General features: G+C 62.9%; 22 protein-coding genes and 1 pseudogene. 18 read left to right on the forward strand and 5 right to left on the reverse strand.

Annotation, left to right across the window (positions count from 1 at the left end):
- Positions 1–209: 209 nt before the first annotated feature.
- From MB84_RS02395 to ptsP, 9 genes are all read left to right on the forward strand, one after another.
- Positions 210–1,055, forward strand: coding sequence for a TorF family putative porin (locus MB84_RS02395; protein ID WP_046290618.1), 846 nt, complete (start codon positions 210–212; stop codon positions 1,053–1,055).
- Between the two features lie 13 nt (positions 1,056–1,068).
- Complete coding sequence (locus MB84_RS02400) at positions 1,069–1,407, forward strand: P-II family nitrogen regulator (RefSeq protein WP_046290619.1); 339 nt, start codon at positions 1,069–1,071, stop codon at positions 1,405–1,407.
- A 24-nt stretch (positions 1,408–1,431) separates the two neighbouring features.
- Complete coding sequence (gene amt, locus MB84_RS02405; protein WP_046290620.1) at positions 1,432–2,940, forward strand: ammonium transporter; 1,509 nt, start codon at positions 1,432–1,434, stop codon at positions 2,938–2,940.
- Positions 2,941–3,417: 477 nt separating this feature from the next.
- The gene (gshA, locus tag MB84_RS02410; RefSeq protein WP_046290621.1) at positions 3,418–4,707 is read left to right on the forward strand and encodes a glutamate--cysteine ligase; all 1,290 of its coding nucleotides are present in this window, start codon (positions 3,418–3,420) and stop codon (positions 4,705–4,707) included.
- Positions 4,708–5,218: 511 nt separating this feature from the next.
- Positions 5,219–6,451, forward strand: coding sequence for a helix-turn-helix transcriptional regulator (locus tag MB84_RS02415; protein ID WP_046290622.1), 1,233 nt, complete (start codon positions 5,219–5,221; stop codon positions 6,449–6,451).
- Between the two features lie 59 nt (positions 6,452–6,510).
- A complete protein-coding gene (gene gshB, locus MB84_RS02420; protein ID WP_046290623.1) occupies positions 6,511–7,449 on the forward strand; it encodes a glutathione synthase in 939 nt (312 codons plus the stop codon).
- Between the two features lie 232 nt (positions 7,450–7,681).
- Positions 7,682–8,095 carry a PTS sugar transporter subunit IIA gene (locus MB84_RS02425; protein ID WP_046290624.1) on the forward strand — a complete coding sequence of 138 codons (414 nt, stop codon included), beginning with the start codon at positions 7,682–7,684 and terminating at the stop codon, positions 8,093–8,095.
- 3 nt (positions 8,096–8,098) lie between these two features.
- Complete coding sequence (locus MB84_RS02430) at positions 8,099–8,368, forward strand: HPr family phosphocarrier protein (protein WP_046290625.1); 270 nt, start codon at positions 8,099–8,101, stop codon at positions 8,366–8,368.
- A 69-nt stretch (positions 8,369–8,437) separates the two neighbouring features.
- Positions 8,438–10,174 carry a phosphoenolpyruvate--protein phosphotransferase gene (gene ptsP, locus MB84_RS02435; RefSeq protein WP_046290626.1) on the forward strand — a complete coding sequence of 579 codons (1,737 nt, stop codon included), beginning with the start codon at positions 8,438–8,440 and terminating at the stop codon, positions 10,172–10,174.
- Positions 10,175–10,317: 143 nt separating this feature from the next.
- Here ptsP and MB84_RS02440 read toward each other — a convergent pair whose 3' ends face one another.
- The 3 genes from MB84_RS02440 to gpmA all read right to left on the reverse strand — a co-directional run bounded on the left by MB84_RS02440 (position 10,318) and on the right by gpmA (position 13,907).
- Positions 10,318–11,070 carry a HesA/MoeB/ThiF family protein gene (locus MB84_RS02440; RefSeq protein ID WP_046290627.1) on the reverse strand — a complete coding sequence of 251 codons (753 nt, stop codon included), beginning with the start codon at positions 11,068–11,070 and terminating at the stop codon, positions 10,318–10,320.
- 70 nt (positions 11,071–11,140) lie between these two features.
- Complete coding sequence (locus MB84_RS02445; protein WP_046290628.1) at positions 11,141–12,697, reverse strand: S41 family peptidase; 1,557 nt, start codon at positions 12,695–12,697, stop codon at positions 11,141–11,143.
- Positions 12,698–13,160: 463 nt separating this feature from the next.
- The gene (gene gpmA / locus MB84_RS02450) at positions 13,161–13,907 is read right to left on the reverse strand and encodes a 2,3-diphosphoglycerate-dependent phosphoglycerate mutase (RefSeq protein ID WP_046290629.1); all 747 of its coding nucleotides are present in this window, start codon (positions 13,905–13,907) and stop codon (positions 13,161–13,163) included.
- A gap of 232 nt (positions 13,908–14,139) precedes the next feature.
- On the opposite strand from gpmA, the gene MB84_RS02455 reads away from it, so the two are divergent.
- The 5 genes from MB84_RS02455 (at position 14,140) to MB84_RS02475 (ending at position 17,153) form a co-directional block, all read left to right on the forward strand.
- The gene (locus tag MB84_RS02455; RefSeq protein ID WP_039395376.1) at positions 14,140–14,547 is read left to right on the forward strand and encodes a rhodanese-like domain-containing protein; all 408 of its coding nucleotides are present in this window, start codon (positions 14,140–14,142) and stop codon (positions 14,545–14,547) included.
- A 16-nt stretch (positions 14,548–14,563) separates the two neighbouring features.
- Positions 14,564–14,824 (forward strand): glutaredoxin 3, encoded by a 261-nt coding sequence (grxC, locus tag MB84_RS02460; protein ID WP_039395378.1) that lies wholly within the window; start codon positions 14,564–14,566, stop codon positions 14,822–14,824.
- A 65-nt stretch (positions 14,825–14,889) separates the two neighbouring features.
- Positions 14,890–15,396, forward strand: coding sequence for a protein-export chaperone SecB (gene secB / locus MB84_RS02465; protein ID WP_039395381.1), 507 nt, complete (start codon positions 14,890–14,892; stop codon positions 15,394–15,396).
- A 65-nt stretch (positions 15,397–15,461) separates the two neighbouring features.
- A complete protein-coding gene (locus MB84_RS02470; protein WP_046290630.1) occupies positions 15,462–16,481 on the forward strand; it encodes an NAD(P)H-dependent glycerol-3-phosphate dehydrogenase in 1,020 nt (339 codons plus the stop codon).
- 123 nt (positions 16,482–16,604) lie between these two features.
- Positions 16,605–17,153, forward strand: a complete 549-nt coding sequence (locus MB84_RS02475; RefSeq protein ID WP_046290631.1) for an O-acetyl-ADP-ribose deacetylase — start codon at positions 16,605–16,607, stop codon at positions 17,151–17,153.
- On the opposite strand, the gene trmL is transcribed toward MB84_RS02475, so the two are convergent.
- Together trmL and MB84_RS02485 are read right to left on the reverse strand one after the other, a co-directional pair.
- Positions 17,135–17,605 (reverse strand): tRNA (uridine(34)/cytosine(34)/5-carboxymethylaminomethyluridine(34)-2'-O)-methyltransferase TrmL, encoded by a 471-nt coding sequence (gene trmL, locus MB84_RS02480; RefSeq protein ID WP_046290632.1) that lies wholly within the window; start codon positions 17,603–17,605, stop codon positions 17,135–17,137. The two genes, MB84_RS02475 and trmL, sit on opposite strands and share 19 nt — an antisense overlap.
- Before the next feature lie 10 nt (positions 17,606–17,615).
- Positions 17,616–18,449 (reverse strand): ComF family protein, encoded by an 834-nt coding sequence (locus MB84_RS02485; protein WP_245725467.1) that lies wholly within the window; start codon positions 18,447–18,449, stop codon positions 17,616–17,618.
- 222 nt (positions 18,450–18,671) lie between these two features.
- Here MB84_RS02485 and MB84_RS02490 point away from each other — a divergent pair, with 222 nt between their 5' ends.
- From MB84_RS02490 to MB84_RS29755, 4 genes and pseudogenes are all read left to right on the forward strand, one after another.
- Positions 18,672–19,592, forward strand: coding sequence for a methyltransferase domain-containing protein (locus MB84_RS02490; protein WP_046290633.1), 921 nt, complete (start codon positions 18,672–18,674; stop codon positions 19,590–19,592).
- Positions 19,593–19,862: 270 nt separating this feature from the next.
- Positions 19,863–20,993, forward strand: coding sequence for a 2,3-diaminopropionate biosynthesis protein SbnA (gene sbnA, locus MB84_RS02495; RefSeq protein ID WP_211279337.1), 1,131 nt, complete (start codon positions 19,863–19,865; stop codon positions 20,991–20,993).
- A complete protein-coding gene (gene sbnB, locus MB84_RS02500; protein ID WP_046290634.1) occupies positions 20,990–22,024 on the forward strand; it encodes a 2,3-diaminopropionate biosynthesis protein SbnB in 1,035 nt (344 codons plus the stop codon). The genes sbnA and sbnB overlap by 4 nt, the downstream gene beginning before the upstream one ends.
- Positions 22,021–22,323, forward strand: a pseudogene (locus MB84_RS29755) (adenylosuccinate synthetase); the annotation flags it as partial. The gene sbnB and the pseudogene MB84_RS29755, both read left to right, overlap by 4 nt.
- Between the last annotated feature and the right edge of the window lie 70 nt (positions 22,324–22,393).

The raw sequence follows: 22,393 nt of genomic DNA on the forward strand, positions 1-22,393 counted from the left end.
TGACACAGTTTGCCGCGCTTTGTTGTGACTGGCCTGTCGTTCGCGCACCTCGCGCCCCCCGGAATTTTGCCAATTTTTTATCCCGAAATTCGTATCTTGCGCGTCGCAGCATACGCGGTCGAAGGACCTGGCACGGGAGTTGCTCTACCCAGTCCAGAACCTGCCGCACGCTGTACCAAGACGTGGAACGTCAACTTAAGGGGAAAGTGATGAGAAAAGTGTCAACTGCGATGGCTGGCTTTGTGTTCCTTGGTGCGATGACGGCGTCCGCCGGCGTATTTGCGCAAGCGGCCGCCGAGGGCGCCGCACCGGCAGCAGCACCCGCAGCACCGCCGGCCGACGCAGCTGCGGCTGCCGCTGAACCGCTGACGATTACCGCCAACGTTGGTCTGTTCTCGGATTACCGCTTCCGCGGTATTTCGCAGACGGCCAAGCGTCCGGCCATTCAGGGTGGCTTCGATATCGCGCACGAGTCCGGTCTGTACGCCGGTGTGTGGGCGTCGAACATCAGCTGGATTTCGGACGGTAATTCCGCCGTGAGCGCACCCATCGAGATGGATTTCTACGGTGGTTGGAAGAAGGAAATCATTCCCGACTGGACCATCGATTTCGGTGGTTTGCAGTACTACTACCCGGGCACTTATCCGTCCGGCCAGTTTTACGCACGTCCGCATACGTTCGAGTTGTATGCCGCCGTAGGCTGGAAAACCATCACGCTGAAGTACTCGCACTCGCTGACCCGTCTGTTCGGGCTGACGAGCCCTGACGGTCAGGATACGACCAACAGCGGCTATCTCGATCTGACGGGCACCTACGACATCGGCTTCTGGGGTCTCTCGGCCGTGGGACACGTCGGTCACCAGTGGGTGCACAACTTCAGCGCCGCAAGCTACACCGACTGGAAGATCGGCCTGTCGAAGGATCTGGGCAAGAACTTCAGCGTGTCGGTCTCCTACGTCGATACGAACGCCGACGAGAAGTACTACACCGCCGCGAATTCCGGCAAAGTGCTTTCCAAGGCGACGGTCGTCGTAGGGTTGTCGAAGACATTCTAAGGAGCGACTCATCATGAAGCTGATTACCGCAATTGTGAAACCCTTCAAGCTCGATGAGGTGCGTGAAGCCCTCTCGAACATCGGCGTGGCAGGGATTACGGTGACCGAAGTCAAAGGCTTCGGCCGCCAGAAGGGCCATACCGAACTGTATCGGGGCGCAGAGTACGTCGTCGACTTTCTGCCGAAGGTGAAGATCGAGGCGGTAATCGGCGACGCCTTGCTCGATCAGGCGATCGACGCAATCGGGCAGGCGGCCCGTACCGGCAAGATCGGCGACGGCAAGATTTTCGTGTCCAACGTCGAGCACGTGGTCCGTATCCGTACTGGAGAGACCGGCGAAGACGCGCTGTAAAGGCCCACATAAGAGACAACAATCATGAAAAAACTGCTTGCCAAACTCCTGCTCGCCGCCGCATTCACGGGTGTCGTGGGCCTCGGCGCCAGCGCCGCACTGGCTCAGGACGCCTCGGCGCCCGTCGCCGCTTCGGCCGCTTCGGAATCCGCAGCACCCGCTCCCGCAGCGGCTACCGCAACGCCTGCGGCCGCGCCGGCCGCCCCCGCGGCTGCACCCGTGCCGCCGAACAAGGGCGACACGGCCTGGTTGCTGACCTGCACCGCGTTCGTGATTCTCATGACGCTGCCCGGTCTGGGCCTGTTCTACGGTGGTCTGGTCCGCTCGAAGAACATGCTCTCCGTGCTGATGCAGTGTTTCATCATCTTCTCGCTGGTGGTCGTGCTCTGGGCGATCTACGGCTATAGCATCGCGTTCACCGAAGGCGGGGTGTTCTTCGGCGGCTTCGATCGCTTGTTCCTCAAGGGAATGACGCCGGACTCGGTGGCGGCCACGTTCAGTAAGGGCGTGAATGTGCCGGAGTACGCGTACATGGCGTTCCAGGCTGCGTTCGCCGCGATTACCTGCGCGCTGATCGTCGGTGCTTTCGCGGAACGCGCCAAGTTCTCGGCCGTGCTGCTGTTCACGGTCATCTGGTTCACGTTCTCGTACCTGCCGATGGCGCACATGGTCTGGTTCTGGGCCGGTCCGGACGCCTACATCGACGCGGCTGCATCTGACGCGGCCAACGCCCACGCCGGCTGGCTGTTCCAGAAGGGTGCGCTCGACTACGCCGGCGGTACCGTGGTGCACATCAATGCGGCTATCGCAGGGCTTGTGGGTTCGTACATGGTCGGCAAGCGCGTCGGTTTCGGTAAGGAAGCCTTCAAGCCGCACTCGCTCACGATGACGATGATCGGTGCTTCGCTGCTCTGGTTCGGCTGGTTCGGCTTTAACGCCGGTTCGGGCCTGGAAGCGAACGGCGGTGCTGCGCTCGCCTTCGTCAACACGTTGCTCGCTACCGCTGCTGCCACGCTTTCGTGGACGGCCGGTGAGTGGATCGGCAAGGGCAAGCCGTCGATGCTGGGTGGCGCGTCGGGTGCCGTGGCCGGTCTGGTGGCGGTGACGCCGGCAGCAGGCTTCGTCGGTCCGATGGGTTCCATCGTGCTCGGCTTGCTCGCAGGTCTGATTTGCCTGTGGGGCGTGAACGGGCTGAAGCGCCTGCTCAAGGCCGACGATGCGCTCGACGTGTTCGGCGTGCACGGCGTGGGCGGCATGCTCGGCGCGATTCTGACGGGCGTGTTCGCTGCGCCGTCGCTCGGCGGCACGGGGATCTACGACTACGTCGCCAACAAGGTGGCGCCGGATTACTCGATTGCAGGTCAAGTCTGGATTCAGTTCCAGGGCGTGCTGACCACACTCGTGTGGTCGGGGGTCGTCGCCTTCATCGCCTTCAAGATCGCCGACATTGTGCTGGGTCTGCGTGTGCCGGAAGACGAAGAGCGCGAAGGTCTGGACATCACCTCGCACGGCGAATCGGCTTATCACAACTGAAGCAACAACTCAGGCAGTTGATTTCGCCTGAATGACATCTGTCTCATCGCACCGTTTAGTCCCGGTTTTCGTCCGGGGGAAACCCGGGAACGTCAGCGAGTCGGCAAGGACTCGCTGACATCGGCCAGACGGCCCGTCCCGGGCGACGCGAGAGGAGTTGCCGGAAGCCGGTCGGACAGCCGGCCCCGGCATTGCGCGGGCACCCAGGCGGTGCCCGTTTTTTTCGGCGCGGCCGGAAATCGTCCCCCGTGCTTGTGATTTTCGGTTTTGCCCCCATGTCTTCTCATCGCGGCATCGCGCCGCGCTCCCCACAAACGTTGTCGACGCGTGCTTGTGCGCCGGACATCGTCGCCTGATCGGCGGTGTCCCCTGCGTGGCCGGCCTCGGATCCCGGTGCCCCTTCCCGGGGCATGGCGAACGGCGGGGGCGCGGGGCGTATGCTCTACAATCGATATTCCATCTGGATATGAGAGAAGCATGGTTCCGCATCTCGTCACGGCCCTGAAAGGCCCCCTGCTCGACCTGGAAAAGAAGATCCTCGATGCGACGCCCGCCATCGAGCGCTGGTTCCGGCTCGAGTGGCAGGAACATACGCCGCCGTTCTACTGTTCGGTCGACCTGCGAAATGCCGGCTTCAAGCTCGCTCCCGTCGACACCAATCTCTTCCCCGGTGGCTTCAACAATCTGGCACCCGAAGTGTTGCCGCTCGCTGTGCAGGCCGCGATGGCCGCTATCGAGAAGATTTGCCCCGATGCGAAGAATCTGCTGCTGATTCCCGAACGCCATACGCGCAACTCGTTCTATTTGCGGAACATTGCGCGGCTGTCGACGATCATGCGTCACGCCGGGCTCAATGTCCGTCTGGGCAGCGTGTCGGACGACATCACCGAGCCGACGACCATCGAGTTGCCGGACGGGCAGCACGTCGTGATCGAACCGCTGGAGCGCACGCCGCGCCGTCTGGGGCTCAAGAACTTCGATCCGTGCTCGATTCTGCTCAATAACGATTTGTCGGCCGGCATTCCGCCGATTCTCGAGAATTTGCACGAGCAATATCTGCTGCCGCCGCTGCACGCCGGTTGGGCGGTGCGCCGCAAGAGCCAGCACTTTTCGGCCTACGACGATATCGTCAAGAAATTCGCAAAGATGATCGACGTCGATCAATGGATGCTCAATCCGTACTTTGCGAAGTGCGAGGGGGTCGATTTCGACGAAGGCGTGGGTGTGGAGAAACTCGCCGATACCGTCGACGCCGTGCTCAAGAAGATCAACAAGAAGTATCGCGAGTACGGGATCACCGAGAAACCGTTTGTCGTCATCAAGGCCGATGCCGGGACGTATGGCATGGGCGTGATGATGGTGCACGACGCCGCCGAACTCAAAAACCTCAATCGCCGTGATCGCACGAAGATGAGCGTGGTGAAGGAGGGGCTCGAAGTGCACGACTTCATCGTGCAGGAAGGCGTCTACACGTTCGAGCGCATCAACGAAGCGGTGGCGGAGCCGGTCGTGTACATGATCGATCGCTACGTGGTGGGCGGTTTCTACCGTGTCCATACGGGGCGCGGTACCGACGAAAACCTCAACGCCCCCGGCATGCACTTCGTGCCGCTCGCATTCGAGCATACGGCGCTGCCGGATGTCCACGCGAAGCCGGGTGCCGCACCGCCGAATCGCTTCTATATGTACGGTGTGGTGGCGCGTCTGGCGCTGCTGGCGGCGTCGGTCGAACTGGAGCGCACCGATCCGGATCCCGAAACGTATTGATCGATTCCGTCCGGTGTCGCGCAATGCCACACGTTACGTTAAGTTGCGCGGCGGGTGACAACTTGCCGCGCTATCGGTTTCGGCGGATTTTGGCGTCGCTTTAAGAAGTTTCTGAATTTGAGGTGAGACGACGTCCGCTTGACGGTGGTCTCAGACGCCTCTCGTCCCGAGAGGCGAAAAGAAAAAGACGCCCGGCTGGCCCCCCGACTAGCCGGGCGTCACATTTACCGGTCGCCTCATGCAACGACCGGAAATCGGGGCTTCCCTGGGCGGTCCGCCCCGCAAACTGGTTCCCTGCGCATCCCCTTCACGTCCTGGATCGGTGTACTGTGCCGATCCGTTCCGGTTCGCGTCAGCAATGGAGTGATGATGCGACCGTTTGACGCCACAAACATCCCCCGAATGGGGGATGTCCGTCTGTGTTCGTGTGGAATAGGAAATTTCCCCGGAATCGACTTTGATTGGGAGACGCATGGGAGTGCAGGGGGAATTGCGCGCGTGCCTTCGCCAAATGCATCAATTGCCGGTCCCCACCCTTGGCTACTTGCCGCTGTGGCTGGAGACGTTGCGCGTGTGGCTCTCGGCCGACAGCGTTGCCGCGCTCTGGTGCCATGCGCAAGACGGCGTGAGTCCGGTGAGCGATCCGGTAAACGGCGCCAACGTCACGTGCGGGTATGCCCCGCAAGCACCGTTATCGGCGTGTGAGCGGTTGGCGTCGTGCGGTTGGACGATGTCGATTCCATCGCCGAACCTCGGTGGCGCGCTGTTCGGGCACGCGCGCAAACGTTCCGGCGCGGTGAGACGGTCGTCCTTGCCGGGCCATCTTCACCGTCCGCCGGAACTTGAGGCCTGTTTGGCCGATGGCGATGTGCTCGACGCCTACCTGCTGCCCGCGAGTCGCGTGGCCGACGAACACCTGCAACCGACGCTTCCCCACGGGGGCGAAGCGGCCAATCCGAGAGGGCAGACGTCTCCCCTCGGCGCGTTGCGTCTTCTCGTGTCGCGCAGCCAGACGCGTCAGGCGTTCAGCGCGCGAGAAGTCGCAGCGTTCGAGACGGTGGCCGCCGAGTTTGCCAAAGCACCGGCACGTCCGTATTTCCCGCCGCTTTCGTCTCTCGCGAGCGCGACGATGCCCGCCGTCGAGGGGCAGGAGATCCAGGAGGGTACGGGGACTGTCTGTGCCGACGTATCGGGGACGCTCGTGTGGCACCGGCGTCAGCCCGAGTGGGCCGACCCGGGCGCGTTGGCGCTCATGCGCCGGGTCTGGCAACTGGTGCCGGGGCGTGCATGGCCCGACGCCTGCATGGTCGTGCAGGCATGCCAGCGACTGGCCGACGAGTTGACGCTGCATCCCTGCGGTATGTCCGGCGCGGCCGTTCCGGGGGCGCAAGTCGGCACGACACTGGCGGTGCCGGGCGGCACGTTGCATCTGCACGCCACCCATCTCTGCGGCATGGGCGGGCGCGCCACGGAGCGCGTGCGCATCTCCCTGCATCTCGCTGTGCCGCCCGTCATCCGCCTGTTGGCGCGGTTGTGGGACACGGCGCTGACGCCCGTGCAGCGGGAGATCGCGATGCGCTTGCTGGCGGGGCAGTCGCGTACGCAGACGCGCGAAGCTTGCGCGATTGGTGTGCAGACACTCAAGACGCATCTGTCTCTCATGCGGGCACGGCTGGATCCGGTGCGCGACGCGTCGCTGCTCCTCGGACTACGCAGCGGCAAAACGACGGCTCGGCTAGAATAGACGCCTGTCGCCGCAGCTTGCGGTGTGTGCATCCGAACCCCCAAGACTCCCGCCGATCGATGCAGATTCTCTTTATCGCCGACCCGCTCGACCAGTTCAAGATCTACAAGGACACCACGTTCTCGATGATGCGCGAAGGCGCACGTCGCGGGCACCGCATTTTTGCGTGCGAGCCGCACGAGATGGCATGGCAAGGCGCTACGGTCGATGCGCGCGTGAAGGAAATTCGTCTGACGGGCGACGCCGACGTTTGGTACGAAGTCGTCGACATTCGCGTGGCGGCACTCACCGAGTTCGACGCGGTGATCATGCGCAAGGATCCGCCGTTCGACATGGAGTACATCAACTCCACGTGGCTCCTTGAGATTGCCGAGCGCGCGGGCGCTCGCGTGTTCAACAAGCCGAGCGCGATTCGCGATCATTCCGAAAAACTGGCGATCGCCGAATTCGGTCAGTTCGTCGCACCGACGCTGGTCACGCGCGACGCCGCACGTCTGCGCGCTTTTCACGCGGAGCATGGCGACGTCATCTATAAGCCGCTCGACGGCATGGGCGGCACGGGCGTCTTTCGTATCGGTCCGGACGAACGTAACCTCGGCTCCGTTATCGAAATGCTCGGCGAGAACGGCGCACGTTCGGTGATGGCGCAGCGCTTCATTCCCGACATCAAGCTGGGTGACAAGCGCGTGCTCGTGATCGGCGGAAAAGTGGTGCCGCATTCGCTCGCCCGTATTCCGCAAGGCACCGAAGTGCGTGGCAACCTCGCGGCCGGTGGTCTGGGCGAGGCGCGCGAACTGACGGCACGCGATCGAGAGATCGCCGAGACGCTGGCGCCGGTTCTGTGGCAACGCGGCTTGCTGCTCGTGGGTCTCGACGTTATCGGCGACTACCTCACGGAAGTGAATGTCACGAGCCCGACGTGCTTCCAGGAAATCACCGACCAGACCGGTTTCGATGTGCCGAAGATGTTCATCGACGCGCTGGAACTGGCGGTCTGAGGCATCCGGATCGTGGCAACGCGCGGCGACGGCAGGCGTTGCCGCAGAATTTGCGTTATGTGGGTCGGCCCTGCGGGGAACCCACTTGGGACGGTGCCTAACTCGATGAAATTTCAGCGTTAATTCGGGATTTTGGCGCGCCTGCTAAAATAAGAATCCCAAAATCGACAGGTTCGCGTTCGTCGTTGTGTTTGTATCCCGAACACTCACGGCGCCCGGCGTGCCTAGCATCATGGCTGGAATTCTGATTATTGCCCACGCACCGCTGGCTTCGGCCCTTCGCGAGTGCGTTTCGCACATCTACGGCGGTTGTCCGTCGCGCATCGGCGCGATCGACGTGGTCCCCGACCAGGACACGGCGGCGCTCGTAGACGTCGCAAAGGAACGCCTCGCGCAATTGCGCGAAGAGAACGGCGTGCTGGTCCTCACCGATTTGTTTGGCGCGACGCCGTCGAATGTGGCGGCACAACTGGTGGGGCCGAAAGTGCGCGTGCTCGCGGGCGTCAACCTGTCGATGCTCATCAAAGCGGTGTGTTACCGCTCGGTGCCGCTCGATACGCTGGCGGAGAAGGTGCTTTCGGGCGGATCTAAAGGTATTCTGGAAGTCGGCGCGGGTGCGCCGGCCACACACACTACGTCACACTGAAACATGCTTCGACAAGAAACGACGATCGTAAATAAATTGGGCTTGCATGCCCGGGCATCCGCAAAGCTGACGCAATTGGCGGCGAAATTTCAGAGTGAGGTCTGGCTGACCCGGAACGGTCGGCGTATCAACGCGAAGAGCATCATGGGCGTCATGATGCTGGCGGCCGGCATCGGCTCGACGGTGGAAGTCGAGACCGAAGGCTCGGATGAGGCTCAGGCCATGAAGGAAATCCTCGACCTCATCGCGAACAAGTTCGGCGAAGGGGAATAAGGCGTCTCGAACGACAGCAACACACACAGAATTCGGTCGAATCACCGCCTCTGAACTGGGGAGACTTCCTTGTCTTTCACCCTGCACGGCATTCCCGTTTCCCGCGGCATCGCGATCGGACGCGCCTATTTGCTCGCGCCCGCCACGCTCGATGTCCCGCACTACCTGCTCGATCCCAGCCAGATCGACGACGAAGTCGCGCGCTTCCAAAGTGCTCAGGCGACTGTCCAGCAGGAACTCGACACCCTCAAGGAAGAACTGCCCGATGACGCGCCCGGCGAGATGGGCGCGTTTCTCGACGTTCACTCCCTGATTCTGAACGACACGCTACTGGTCGATGCCGTCGTCAAACTTATTCGCGAGCGTCGCTACAACGCGGAGTGGGCGCTGACCACGCAACTCGAAGTGCTCGTTGCGCGCTTCGAGGACATCGAAGACGAGTACCTGCGCGAGCGTCGCGCCGACATCGAACAGGTCACGGAGCGCGTGCTCAAGGCCCTGGCCGGTGCGCCCGGCATTCGCCACGTCGTGGCCGAGACGCCGCGCGACGACATGATCGTCGTGGCCCGCGACATCGCTCCGGCGGACATGCTGCAATTCAAGTCGCAGACGTTCAAGGGCTTCGTCACGGACCTCGGTGGCAAGACGTCGCATACCGCCATCGTCGCCCGAAGTCTCGGCATTCCGGCCGCGGTCGGTGTGGCGCAGGCGAGTCTGCTCGTCAAGCAGGACGATGTGATCATCATCGACGGCGATCACGGCATCGTCATCGTCGACCCGGCGCCGATCGTGCTCGAAGAGTACAGCTACCGGCAAAGCGAGCGTGCGCTGGAAGAGCGTCGCTTGCAGCGTCTGAAGCACTCCCCGGCACAAACCATCGACGGTACGCCCATCGAGCTGTTCGCCAACATCGAATTGCCGGAAGACGCCAAGACGGCGGTCGATGCGGGTGCAGTCGGTGTCGGGTTGTTCCGCACCGAGTTCCTCTTCATGAACGAGGAGGAAGCGCCGGAAGAAGAGGCGCAGTTCGAGGCGTACAAGCGCGCGGTGGAGACGATGCACGGTCTGCCGCTCACGATCCGGACCATCGACGTGGGGGCCGACAAGCCGCTCGACAGCCACGAGACGTACGAAACCGCGCCGAACCCGGCGTTGGGGCTGCGCGCGATTCGCTGGAGTCTGTCGGAGCCGCGCATGTTCCTCACCCAACTGCGCGCGATTCTGCGGGCCTCGGCGTTCGGCAAGGTGCAAATTCTGTTCCCGATGCTGGCCCACGCGCAGGAAATCGATCAGACGCTCGAACTCGTGCGCGAAGCGAAAGCGCAACTCGACGCCGCCGGTCTGCTCTACGACCCGAACGTGAAGCTCGGTGCGATGATCGAAGTGCCCGCGGCCGCCCTCACGGTGCCCATGTTCCTGAAGCGGCTCGACTTTCTGTCCATCGGTACGAACGACCTGATCCAGTACACGCTGGCGATCGACCGCGCCGACAATGCCGTCGCGCATCTTTACGATCCGCTGCACCCGGCGGTGCTGCGCCTCATCGCCATGACGATTCGCGAGGCACATGCTTTCGGCGTGCCCGTCGCCGTCTGCGGCGAAATGGCGGGAGATCCGACGGCGACGCGCCTGCTGCTCGGCATGGGGTTGCGCGAATTTTCGATGCACCCGAGTCAGTTGCTTCAGGTCAAGCAGGAGATTCTGCGCGCGCATCTGCCGGATCTGGAGCGACCGGTGCAGGAACTGCTCGCCGCGACCGAACCCGAGGAAATGCAAGCGGCGCTGGCGAGACTTGCCGTGGCTTGATTTGACTGACGTTCGTCTCACAACGCAAAAGCGGACGCTCCTGTGAGGAAGCGTCCGCTTTTTCTTTTTCGCTGTTCGATGGCACGGCGCCCGGTCGAAATTTAGGACGACGCCGACCTCGTCCTCATCCATTCCCCAAGCAATCAGTGCCGCTGTCCGCAGACTTTACATTCCGGATTGCGGGCGCAATGCATGGTGTGCCAACTCATCTTGCGGCCGTCGAGCATCTGAAGACGACCCACGAGCGGCGTGCCGATGCCGGTGATCAGCTTGATCGCCTCGGCGGCCTGCATGCTGCCGATGATGCCGACGAGCGGTGCGAGCACGCCCATCGTGGCGCAGGCTTGCTCGGGGAACGGCTCGTCCGCTGGGAAGATGCACTCATAGCAGGGCGACGCATCGTTGCGCACGTCGAACACGCTGATCTGTCCGTCGAAGCGCAGCGCTGCGCCTGAGACCAACGGCACACCGGCAGCGACGCAGGCGCGGTTGACCGCGTGACGAGTAGCGAAGTTGTCCGAACCGTCGAGCACGACGGTGGCGCCGCGCGCGAGTGTCGTCAGGCGCGCTTCGTCCACGCGTTCGTCGATGACGTCGACGACCACACCCGGATTGATGCGAGCGATCCGTTCGCGACCGGATTCAACCTTCGGCCGTCCGACGCTCTGCGTATCGTGAAGAATCTGGCGTTGCAGGTTGGTGAGGTCGACGGTGTCGTCGTCGATCAGCGTGATGCGGCCGACGCCCGATGCCGCCAGATAGAGCGCTGCGGGTGAGCCGAGACCGCCTGCGCCGACGATGACCGCGTGCGCGGCGAGCAGGCGCTCCTGACCCTCGATACCGAGTTCGTCGAGCAGGATATGGCGGGAGTAACGCAGCAGTTGATCGTCGTTCATCGCAAAACGCAAAGGGATAAAAAAACCGTGCCGGCTTTCGCGGGCACGGTTTGTAGTGTAAAGCCGTTGCTTATTTCTTGTCCGCTGGCTTGGCCGGCACGACGGTGTCCGTCTTCGGATCCGTCTTGGCACCGGCCGCCAGCGCCGCGGCCTTCGAGGCGTCCTTCGGCAGCGGGCCGGCGTTGGCTTCGAGGCGCGACTTCGTGCGCTGGACCGGCTCGCCCTTGATCTGGTGAATGGCCTGCTGGAGCATGAAGTCGTCGGCACTGCCCAGATCCGGCAGACGTTCTTCGCGCTCCTTCTTGCGCTCGTCCGGCGTCTTCTTTGCGTTCTCTTCTTCGAGGCGGCGCAGTTCTTCCAGACGGCGGGCTTCGCGTGCGTCGATTTCCTTCTGCTCGTCAGGCGTTTGCGTGTTGTGCAGGTGGTTCTGGTAATCGATTTCGCGCGTGACCAGCACGTCGTCCGGATCACCCTTCGGATTCTGGTCGACCGGCACGTCCGGCTTGATACCGATGGACTGGATCGAGCGGCCGCTCGGCGTGTAGTAGTACGCCGTGGTCAGACGCAGCGCCGTGTCCGGACCCATCTGGCGCACGGTCTGGACCGAGCCCTTGCCGAACGTCGTCTTGCCCATGATGATGGCGCGCTTCGAATCTTGCAGGGCGCCGGCCACGATTTCCGAGGCGGACGCCGAGTAAGCGTTCACCAGCACGACCATCGGCACCGTCTTCCAGATCGGGGCTTCACCCTTGAGCGGATCTTCCGGGCTGGCCGACAGACGGTAGTTGTCGAACGTCGCCTTGTACGTCTGCTTGGCGTCTTCGATCTGACCGTTGGTGGACACGACCACTGCGCCTTCCTTCAGGAATGCAGCGGACACGCCGACAGCCGACTGGAGAATGCCGCCGCCGTTGTTACGCAGGTCAAGGATCAGGCCCTTGAGCGGCTGGTCCTTGGCCAGTTCCTGGAGCTTCTTGGCCAGATCCGGCACGGTGCGTTCCTGGAAGCTGGTGATGCGCACGTAACCGATACCCGGTTCGAGCAGCTTGCCCTTGATGCTCTGGACACGAATCTCGGCGCGCACGATCGAGACCGGGAACGTGCGCTCTTCCGACTTGCGGAAGATCGTCAGTGTGACCTTGCTGCCCGGGGCCCCGCGCATGCGCTTGACCGCCTGATCGAGCGTCATGCCACGCACGGGCTTATCGTCGATACGGGTGATCAGGTCGCCCGGCTTCAGGCCAGCCTTGAACGCGGGGCTGTCTTCGATCGGGGAGATGACCTTCACGAGGCCGTCTTCCTGCGAGATCTCGATGCCGAGACCGGCGAAGCGGCCACGCGTCTGTTCCTGGAGTTCTTTGTATTCGTCCTTGTCGAGATACGACGAATGCGGATCGAGGCTCGACACCATCCCCTTGATGGCAGCGGTCAGCAACTTCTTATCATCGACCGGCTGCACATATTCGCGCTTGATCTGGCCGAACACTTCAGCCAGCAGACGAAGCTGCTCGAGCGGCAACGGCGTGGTAGCGCTTTGGGCGGATGCCTGCGAGAACGCGAGGGTGGCAGCCGCACCGGTCGCGAGGCCCAGCACGATCAGGCCGATGTGTTTGAGGGTTTGGCGCATATAGGCGTGGAATTCCCGGAATTTTGGGGCGCACGCCAATGGGCGCGCGCACTTTGGCGAAGTATAACCGTTTGCCCGCAGGCGGGACATTGCCCATTCGACAGGGACTTTTCCGGAGTGGTTCTACGAAAAGTTCCGTTCCGGGCGATGTTGTACGGCGAATTTCGTCGAACGTCGCCCGATAGTGTGTCGCTTTCGCCGGTGGGACGTGCCCGCGCCGAGGATCTCCTGACGACGCGCACACGCGAGGCACATGCGGAATTCGTGTTACCGCGTATTACGGATGCCGACGAGCGTATGGGAAAACGCACAGCAAAGCGTAGGGATTCCCCCGAGAGATCGGAGTTTTCGGAGCGCGTGAGCGTAGAAGGCGGAGACTTCGGGGATCGCGGGAGACCTGCTGCGTGGGCTGCGACGCACACCCGAACGCGTACGTCGCAGCTGTCAGCACGTTAGCTGAGACTTACTTCGACTTGCCTTGCGCAGCGACGGCAGCCAGCGCGCCGGCGATCTTGTCCTGATCGCCCAAATAGTAATGACGGATCGGCTTGAGATCGGCGTCCAGTTCATACACGAGCGGCGTGCCGTTCGGGATGTTCAGGCTGGCGATGTCGTCGTCCGAAATATTGTCGAGGTGCTTGATGAGGGCACGCAGCGAGTTGCCGTGCGCGGCAACCAGCACTTGCTTGCCTGCACGCACGGCCGGCGCGATCGACTCGTTCCACAGCGGCAGCACGCGCGCCACGGTGTCTTTCAGGCACTCGGTGAGCGGAATCTCTTCACGCTTGAGCTTGGCGTAACGGGGATCGTTGTACGAGCTGCGTTCGTCATCCGCGGCCAGCGGCGGCGGCGGTGTGTCGTAGCTGCGACGCCACACGTGGACCTGATCGTCGCCGTATTTCGCGGCCGTCTCAGCCTTGTTCAGGCCAGCGAGCGCACCGTAGTGACGCTCGTTCAGACGCCAGCTGTGCACCACCGGAATCCACATCTGGTCCATTGCGTCCTGTACGTGCCAGAGCGTGCGGATAGCGCGCTTGAGCACCGACGTGTAGGCGAGATCGAATTTGAAACCGGCTTCGGCGAGGAGATTACCGGCCTGGCTGGCTTCGGCGACGCCCTTTTCGGTCAGGTCGACGTCGACCCATCCCGTGAAGCGGTTTTCTTTGTTCCACGTCGATTCGCCGTGGCGGATAAGAACGAGCTTGTACATAAGCAAACTTCAGTCAGAGTAGGAAAGCGGGGGCAGCCGACGGGGGCGGGGCAGCTCGTCGCATCGGGCGGAGCCACGCCCGGTAAGGGTTTGGCGTCGCTTCGCGGTGACATTCGGGGCTTCGCAATGGGAGCCGCCGACGCCCGGCGCAACGATTGGCAACGAGACCCGTCGGCGCAATCACGGAATATTTTATAATGATCGGATTCTTTTGATATTTTTCAGGTGGTTTGTGAAGTTCTTTGCCGATTACACCAACCTCGCGCTGATCGCCATCGCCCTCGTTTCGGGCGGCATGCTGGCCTGGCCGGTATTCAAGCGCGGCGGTCGCGGTCTGTCGACCGTGGAAGCAACCCAGCTCATCAACCGTAAGGGCGCCGTGGTGCTCGACGTGCGCACGGCTGAGGAATTTGCCGCTGGCCACCTGCCGTCTGCACGTAACGTGCCGCTCGACGACGTGGAGCAAAAGGTCGCGGGCGTCATCAAGAACAAGGCGGCTCCGGTGCTGATCGTCTGCAAGAGCGGCCAACGCTCGGCGCGCGCTCAGACGCTCCTTCGCAATCTTGGTTATGCTGAGGCGTTCAGCCTCCAGGGCGGCGTTGCCGCCTGGCAGGAAGCCGGTTTGCCGGTAATCAAGTAATCAAGGAGTTGCAGTCATGCCGAAGATCGTGATGTACAGCACGCAAGTGTGCCCGTATTGCCAGATGGCCGAGCGTCTGCTGCGTCAGCGCGGTGTTCAGGAGATCGAGAAGATCCTGATCGACAAGGAGCCGGCCCGCCGCGAAGAAATGATGTCGCGCACGGGGCGTCGCACCGTACCGCAAATTTACATCGACGAGCGTCATATCGGCGGTTACGACGATCTGTCGGCACTCGATCGTGCCGGTGGTCTCGTTCCGCTCTTGCAAGCGGCCTGATACCGCCTGCAAAATAGTCGCCCAGCCGCGTGATTGCGCGGCTGTCTTAATTCCAAGGAAACGAAATGTCCGACCAGAATCAGCCGTTTTTCAGCATCCAGCGCGCCTACCTGAAAGATCTGTCGCTCGAGCAGCCGAATTCGCCCGCGATCTTCCTCGAGCAGGAGATGCCGACCGTTGAGGTGCAGTTGGACGTCGCCGCCGAGCGCCTGGCCGAGGAAATCTTCGAAGTCGCCGTGATCGCCACGGTGACGGCCAAGATCAAGGACAAGGTCGCGTTCCTGGTCGAAGGCAAGCAAGCCGGGATTTTCGAAATCCGCAATGTGCCGGTCGAGCAGCTCGATCCGCTCATTGGCATCGCCTGCCCGACGATCGTCTACCCGTACCTGCGTGCAAACGTGGCCGACACTATCAGCCGAGCCGGTTTCCAGCCAATCCATCTGGCGGAAGTGAATTTCCAGGCGCTGTACGAGCAACGTCTGGCGCAACTGGCCGAGCAGCAAGCGGCCAACGGCGAGACGCCGGCCCCGGGCATCGTGATGCCTGACGGCTCGTCCGCCCAGACCCACTAAGCGCTTGCGCTGCTTCGACGCCGTGGCCGGGACACGCTGACCGGCCGCCGCGTCGAAATTTCCCTATGAAAATTGCCGTATTCGGTGCAGGTGCCTGGGGCACCGCGATGGCGAGTCACATGGCAACACGCCATGAGGTCGTGCTGTGGGCACGCGACGCTGCGCTCGTGACGCAACTGGCCGCCACGCACGAGAATTCCGCCTACCTTCCCGGTTCCCCCTTATCCCCCCGTCTGCGTTTCGAAAGCGATTTCGAGACGGCGATGGCGCATGGCTCCGGCGATCACGCGTTGTGCGTGGCCGCCGTCCCGGTCGCCGGGTTGCGCGCACTGGCCGCGCATATGGCCAAGACCACCGATGCACCGAAAAACCTCATCTGGCTGTGCAAGGGTTTTGAGGCAGATACGGGCCTGCTGCCGCACCAGATTGTGTCGGACGTTTTTCCTGCCGTTGCCGGCGGTTCGCTTTCCGGTCCTAGTTTCGCGCGCGAAGTCGCCAAGGGCTTGCCCGCCGCGCTGACGATTGCGAGCGCCGTCCCGTCTCTTTGCGAATTGACGATCGCGGCGTGCCACTTCGGTGCGTTGCGCATTTATTCGAGTGACGATCTCGTCGGTGTCGAAGTCGGCGGGGCCGTGAAAAACGTGCTTGCGATCGCGACGGGCGTGAGCGATGGACTAGGTTTAGGGCTCAACTCACGTGCGGCGCTGATTACGCGCGGTCTGGCTGAAATGACCCGCCTGGGCGCTGCATTGGGCGGCAAGCCCGAGACGTTCATGGGGCTGACCGGCATGGGCGATTTGATTCTGACTGCCACCGGCGATCTGTCGCGTAACCGCACGGTGGGTTTGCAACTCGCGTCGGGTAAGTCACTCGATGAGGTGTTGGCCTCGTTGGGCCATGTTGCCGAAGGCGTACGATGTGCACGTGCGGTGCGCGATCTTGCCCGTATGCATGGCGTCGAAATGCCGATTACGGACGCCGTTTGTGCGACGCTGTTCGACGGGCTTCCCGCGCGCGCTGCGGTGGAAGCGTTGCTACGCCGAGACGCCCGCGCAGAGCGCGAAGACGACGCCTCGCAGGACTGAGCGCAGCATTCGCAGCACATCGAGGTTTTGCCGGACCTTCCGGTTGTTCGTCTGACGGCGAACTGCCGGAAGGTCGTTCCCCTGCCACGGCCTTTGGCCGTCGACACTCGCTACAAGGGAGAGATGCCCATGTCGCAAGTTATCCGTCCTCATCGTCACCTGCACGCTTCGCAGGGCGACATCACGCAATCCACGCTCGATGCCATCGTCAATGCCGCGAACGCATCGCTGCTGGGCGGCGGCGGTGTCGACGGCGCCATTCACCGCGCCGCAGGTCCGGAACTTCTGGACGCCTGCCGCAAGCTCCACGGTTGCCCGACCGGACAGGCGAGGCTCACGCCGGGTTTTCGTCTCAAAGCAAAGTTCGTGATTCACACCGTGGGCCCGGTGTGGCACGGCGGCGCGGACGACGAGCCCGCGCAACTCGCGAGTTGCTATCGCGAAAGCTTGCGTCTGGCGGCCGAGCAAGGATGCCGGAGCGTGGCGTTCCCCGCGATCAGCTGTGGCGTCTACGGCTACCCGCCGGAGCTTGCGGTGCCGCTCGCCGTCTTCACGGTGAGCGACGCGCTGCCCCATTTCCCCGGCATCGAACACGTCGAATTCGTGTGCTTCGACGCGGCGATGTTCGCGCTGTACCGGCGCGAACTCGAGCATCAGGATCCGCCAGCGTAATCCTGCTGACGCCACGCCTCGAAAACGACGACGGCGACGGTATTCGAGAGATTGAGACTCCGGTTGCCGGGACGCATCGGCAGACGCACACGCTGCGTCATCGCAAACGTGTCGAGCAGATCCGGGTCCAGTCCCCGCGTTTCGGAGCCGAAGACGAACCAGTCGCCCGGCATGAACGACAACTCGCCGAAGGGGCGCGATCCGCGTGTGGTCAGTGCGAACATGCGCGCCGGGTCGGGGGCTTCGGCGGCGAGAAACGCGGCCCAATCCCGATGCACCTTCATCTCGGCGTACTCGTGATAGTCGAGCCCGGCGCGTCGCATGCGCGCGTCGTCGAGCGGAAATCCGAGCGGTTCGATCAGATGCAGCCGGGCACCCGTATTGGCGCACAGACGGATAACGTTGCCGGTGTTCGGCGGGATTTCGGGCGACACGAGAACGACGTTGAACATGGGGATGGGGCTAATTAATTGAGTGAGTCGAGGGCGGCGTGCGCAGCACGACGGCCGCGAGGACGTGTGCGGCACCCGCGCGCTTGAGCGCGGTGGCCGCGGCGTTGCAGGTGGCGCCGGTGGTCATCACGTCGTCGATCAGTACGACGTGGCGGCCCTTGATGCGCTCGCTGGCGACAAAGACGTCACGCAGATTGCGCTGACGCGCGTCACGCGACAACCGACGCTGCGCCAGTGTCGTTCGCTCCCGGTGAAGTATCCCGGCACTCGCTGGCAGACGCGCCCGTCGCGCCGCAACGCGCGCCAATTCCCACGCCTGATTGAAGCCGCGTGAGGTTAGCCGCGAGGGTGCCAGGGGCACGGGCACCACGAGCGGTACCGTGTCCCGATCGCAGCCTGCCGGGACGACATCTCTCAAGGCATCGCCGAGGCGTTCGCCGAATTCCCGTGCGAGGGGGAGGGCACCGCGGTATTTCAGACGAATCATCAGCATATCGAGCGGCGTAACGTAGTCTGCGAGCGTCAGCGTTGCGTCGAACGCGGGTTGGGTTTGCAGGCGTTGTCCGCAGAGGGCGGATGTCGGGGTGCGACAAATTGTCGCACTATTGCCCAGTGGTGCCACCGTTCCGTCCAATGCCAACACTGGCGGCAGCAAAACGACAGCACATCTTGCGCAGCGTGGTCTGGCATGGGGCGGGCTCGCGTCGAACGACGTCGCGCAGGCGTCGCAGATCTGCCTCGGCGCTCGTCGCCGACAGATCGCGCAATGATCGGGCAACGCGATGCGCAGCAACCCGCTCGCCAGCCGAGCCGGCGTCTGGAAGAGCGAAGAGAGGATGGGCACGGCGAATATCCGGGATGAAAAGCAGAGGGCGATGGATCAGGACTGGCGACACAATGCGGTCAAAGCCCGGCCAAAGCGCGGGCGTGACGTCGGCGATGGCCGTGGCACGGCGCGCATGAACACAACGTATCGCAGGATAGGCACCCACGGAAGCCACACGGCCGTGTCCGATGCGTTCCGACAGCAGCGAGTATACTGCCGACTCGCCTTTTCGCCTGTCCCATGAAGCCTTCCGACGCTCCTCAAAACCCGTCCTCTGCGTTCTCCGCACGCTTTTTGCGCACTGCGTTCGACCGTCGCGCGCCGAACTGGCAGGACGCCGATTTCCTCATGCGGGAAGTGGCGTCGCGGCTCGCGAGCCGACTCGATTACATCAAGCTCAAGCCCAAGCGTGTCCTGGACGCCGGCTGCGGCACGGGCGGCGATCTGCAAAGCTTCGGCGAACGATATCCCGATGCCTACCGTGTAGGCATCGACGCCTCGTTCGGTATGGCGAAGGCTGCTGCGGCGGCGGGCGCGACAACCGGCTGGCGGCGTCTGCTGCGTAGCGCTCCTCCCTATGGGGTCGTTCAGGCCGATTTCGCCGCGCTGCCATTTGCGTCGCGTGCCTTCGATCTCGTGTGGTCCAACCTTGCGCTCCATTGGTACCGTGAACCGCATCGGGTGATCCCCGAGTGGCACCGCGTGCTGACCACGGACGGATTGCTGATGTTCTCGGCTTACGGACCCGACACGCTGCGTGAATTGCGTGCCGCGTGGGCGGAAGTCGACGGCCTTCCCCACGCGCTGGAACCGACGGACATGCACGATCTGGGCGACATGATGGTGGCGAGCGGATTCGATACGCCCGTGACAGACATGGAGCGCCTGACGCTGACGTTCGAATCGCCGGAGACATTGCTGCGCGACGTTCGCCTGCTTGGGGTGAATCCGCTGCCCGAGCGTCGCCAGGGACTGACGGGGCGGGCGCGACTTGCGGCATTGCGAGCGGCGCTGGAGCGCCAGCGTGGTCCAGACGGCACGATCGCACTGACGTTCGAACTCGTCTACGGACACGCCTGGAAGATCCCCGAGAAAACCGACGCTGCAGGCAATGCCGTGGTGCGTCTTCAGGATATCGGTCGCGGCGGCCGTCCTCGCTAAGCGCCTTTTTCCTTTCCTTCGCCAGCACCGCATCGGCGGCGTGTCGCCGAAGCCAGAGCCGCTCCCCCTGCCTTGCATCACGCCGCGTGACACGTCGCGCGATGCACCGCCGCAACCTGCGTCCTACACGACTTTGCAGGTGTTCCGCGCTCGTCCGGTTCGCTTAAATGACGCTTCACGGCGTGATTGAGCGCAGGATACAGAAGGTCCCCTCCTTGCGTCCACTCACGCACAAGCGTTGCTTGCGGGCGAATACTCGGGAGGTGGGCGGTGGACTTTCAACACGGAACGTTATCGGTACGGCAAGACGTCGAACCTGCACCATGCCAACGGTCGCGTCATGCGGGCGCGTCGACGGCGCTTCGTATCGATGGCGAGTTCCTTCGCCCGACCGTCCCGGTCTTCACGGCAATCGATGGTTTGTGCGCGGCTACCGTTCACCTGAAGCTGGAAGGGTTTAACGCCGCAGGATCCGTCAAGCTCAAGACGGCGCTGCAACTGATCGACGACCTTGAAACCACCCATCGGATTCGGCCCGGCACCCAGATCGTGGAGTCTTCATCGGGCAATCTCGGTGTGGCGCTGGCGATGGTCTGTGCCAATCGCGGCTACCGATTCACATGCGTGACAGACCCCAACACGTCGCGGCAGGCCACCCGGGCGATGCAGACGGTCGGTGCGCGTGTCGTGCGCGTCGAGCGCCGCGACGCACAGGGCGGCTATCTCGCGACGCGCATCGCGTGGATTCGGGAGCAGGTCGCGCGCGACCCGCAGTGCATCTGGGTCAATCAGTATGCGAATCCCGCCAACTGGCGCGCACACTTCCGGTGGACTGCGCCGGAAATTTTCTCGGCCTATCCGAACGTCGATCACCTTTTCGTCGGTGCCGGGACGACCGGCACGTTGATGGGCTGTCTTCACTATGTTCGCGCACATCGATTGCGAACCCGCGTGATCGCCGTCGACGCAGCGGGGTCCGTCACGTTCGGCGGACCGCCCGGGCCGCGCTTTATTCCGGGGCTTGGCACCAGTTGCAGGCCACCGCTCAGCGAGCTTTCAGACGCGAAACCGCCGGACGCCATCGTCCATGTTCGGGAATCCGACACCGTGCACATGTGCCATGCGCTGGCTCGGCGAGGGCTGCTGGCTGGCGGGTCGACGGGAAGCGTACTTCATGCCGTTCAGGCGTCGACAGCAGACATTGCTTCGAACGATACCGTCGTTGCCATTGCGCCCGACATGGGCGACAAGTATCTCGACACGCTTTACGACGGTGACTGGGTCGCAGCGTGTTTCGGCGACATGCCGGGCATATCTGGCGTATCCGGCATATCCGACGCATGCGGCGGTTGCGGCACTACTGCCCCTTCCATCGAAACCGTTGCACCGTCGTTGCCATGAACGCGCGCCCCATTCCGCAATTCCGCGTGTTCACAGGCGAGCAGATCGACACAGCCGTTCGCCACGGAAAGCGCGCCATTCTCGACACCGTCGAAGCGGCGTACCGCGCGCATCACGCAGGCCATACGGTGAATCCGCAAAGCCAGTTCCTCCGGTTTCCCGACGCACAGTGCAATCGCATCATCGCGTTGCCAGCGCACATTCGCGGACGTGGCGAAGACCGCGAGAGTGTGACCGGTATCAAATGGATTTCGAGTTTCCCGGAAAACATCGAGCACGGCATGCCGAGGGCGTCTGCGGTGCTGATCCTCAACGATGCGGCGACGGGATACCCGATGGCCTGCATGGAGGCGAGCATCATCAGCGCGGCACGCACGGCGGCGAGTGCCATCAGTGCGCTTCGATGTCTAGCGCGCGATGACGCCTCTCGTCCCCGGCGTGTGGCGCTCATTGGAGCGGGGGTGATTGCGCGCCATGTCGCCGAGTGTCTCCCATTGGCGGAACTTAGCATCGGCGAGGTCATGGTTCATGACCTGAACATCGGGTATGCCGAGGCGCTTGCACGCCGAATCGAAACGCAAATCGGGTTGAACGCTCGCGCCGAAGCGTCGCTGGAAATCGGGATACGCGATTCGGACGTGATCGTCTTAACGACCACAGCGGCGTCCCCGCATATTGAAGACCCCGGATGGTTTGCACACTGTCCCATCGTGCTGCATCTGTCGCTGCGGGATCTCGCGCCATCGATTGTCATGGCGTCGCACAACGTGGTCGACGACATCGACCATTGCTTGCGCGCCTCGACATCGCTTCATCTCACCGAAATCGCAACGGGCCATCGACGCTTCGTCACGACATCGCTGCCGCACCTTCTGTGCGGCGGTGAGCCGCCGATGCGTGATCGGCCCATCGTGTTTTCTCCTTTCGGACTTGGCATTCTCGACATCGCCGTCGGTCGCTGGGTCTACGAGTGCCTGGCTGCCGAGCAGGCGCCCATCCCCCGTTTTTTCTTTGACTTGCACCGCGCATGACCACAGCTTCCTCCGCTTCGTCCGCTTCCTTTAGCGCCCCCTCATCACCGGATCAACACGCTTCGCTCGCTGCCGAAGGGTTTGCGGACGTCCTCGTCGGGCTGCAATACGGCGACGAGGGTAAGGCGAAAATCATCGACGCCCTTGCGCCGGGGTACGACGTCATTGCCCGCTTCAACGGCGGAGCCAATGCGGGCCACACCATCGACACACCGCAAGGGCGCATCGCGTTAAAGCAATTGCCGTCCGGCGTATTTCATCCTCATACCACGCTATATATCGGGTCGGGTTGTGCCATCATGGAGCGGCCCCATGAAACACCGGACACAGCGACCCACTTACAATAACGGGTAGGCATAAGACTGTGTT

The sequence above is a fragment of the Pandoraea oxalativorans genome (genome assembly GCF_000972785.3).
In the GTDB taxonomy this organism is placed as follows: domain Bacteria; phylum Pseudomonadota; class Gammaproteobacteria; order Burkholderiales; family Burkholderiaceae; genus Pandoraea; species Pandoraea oxalativorans.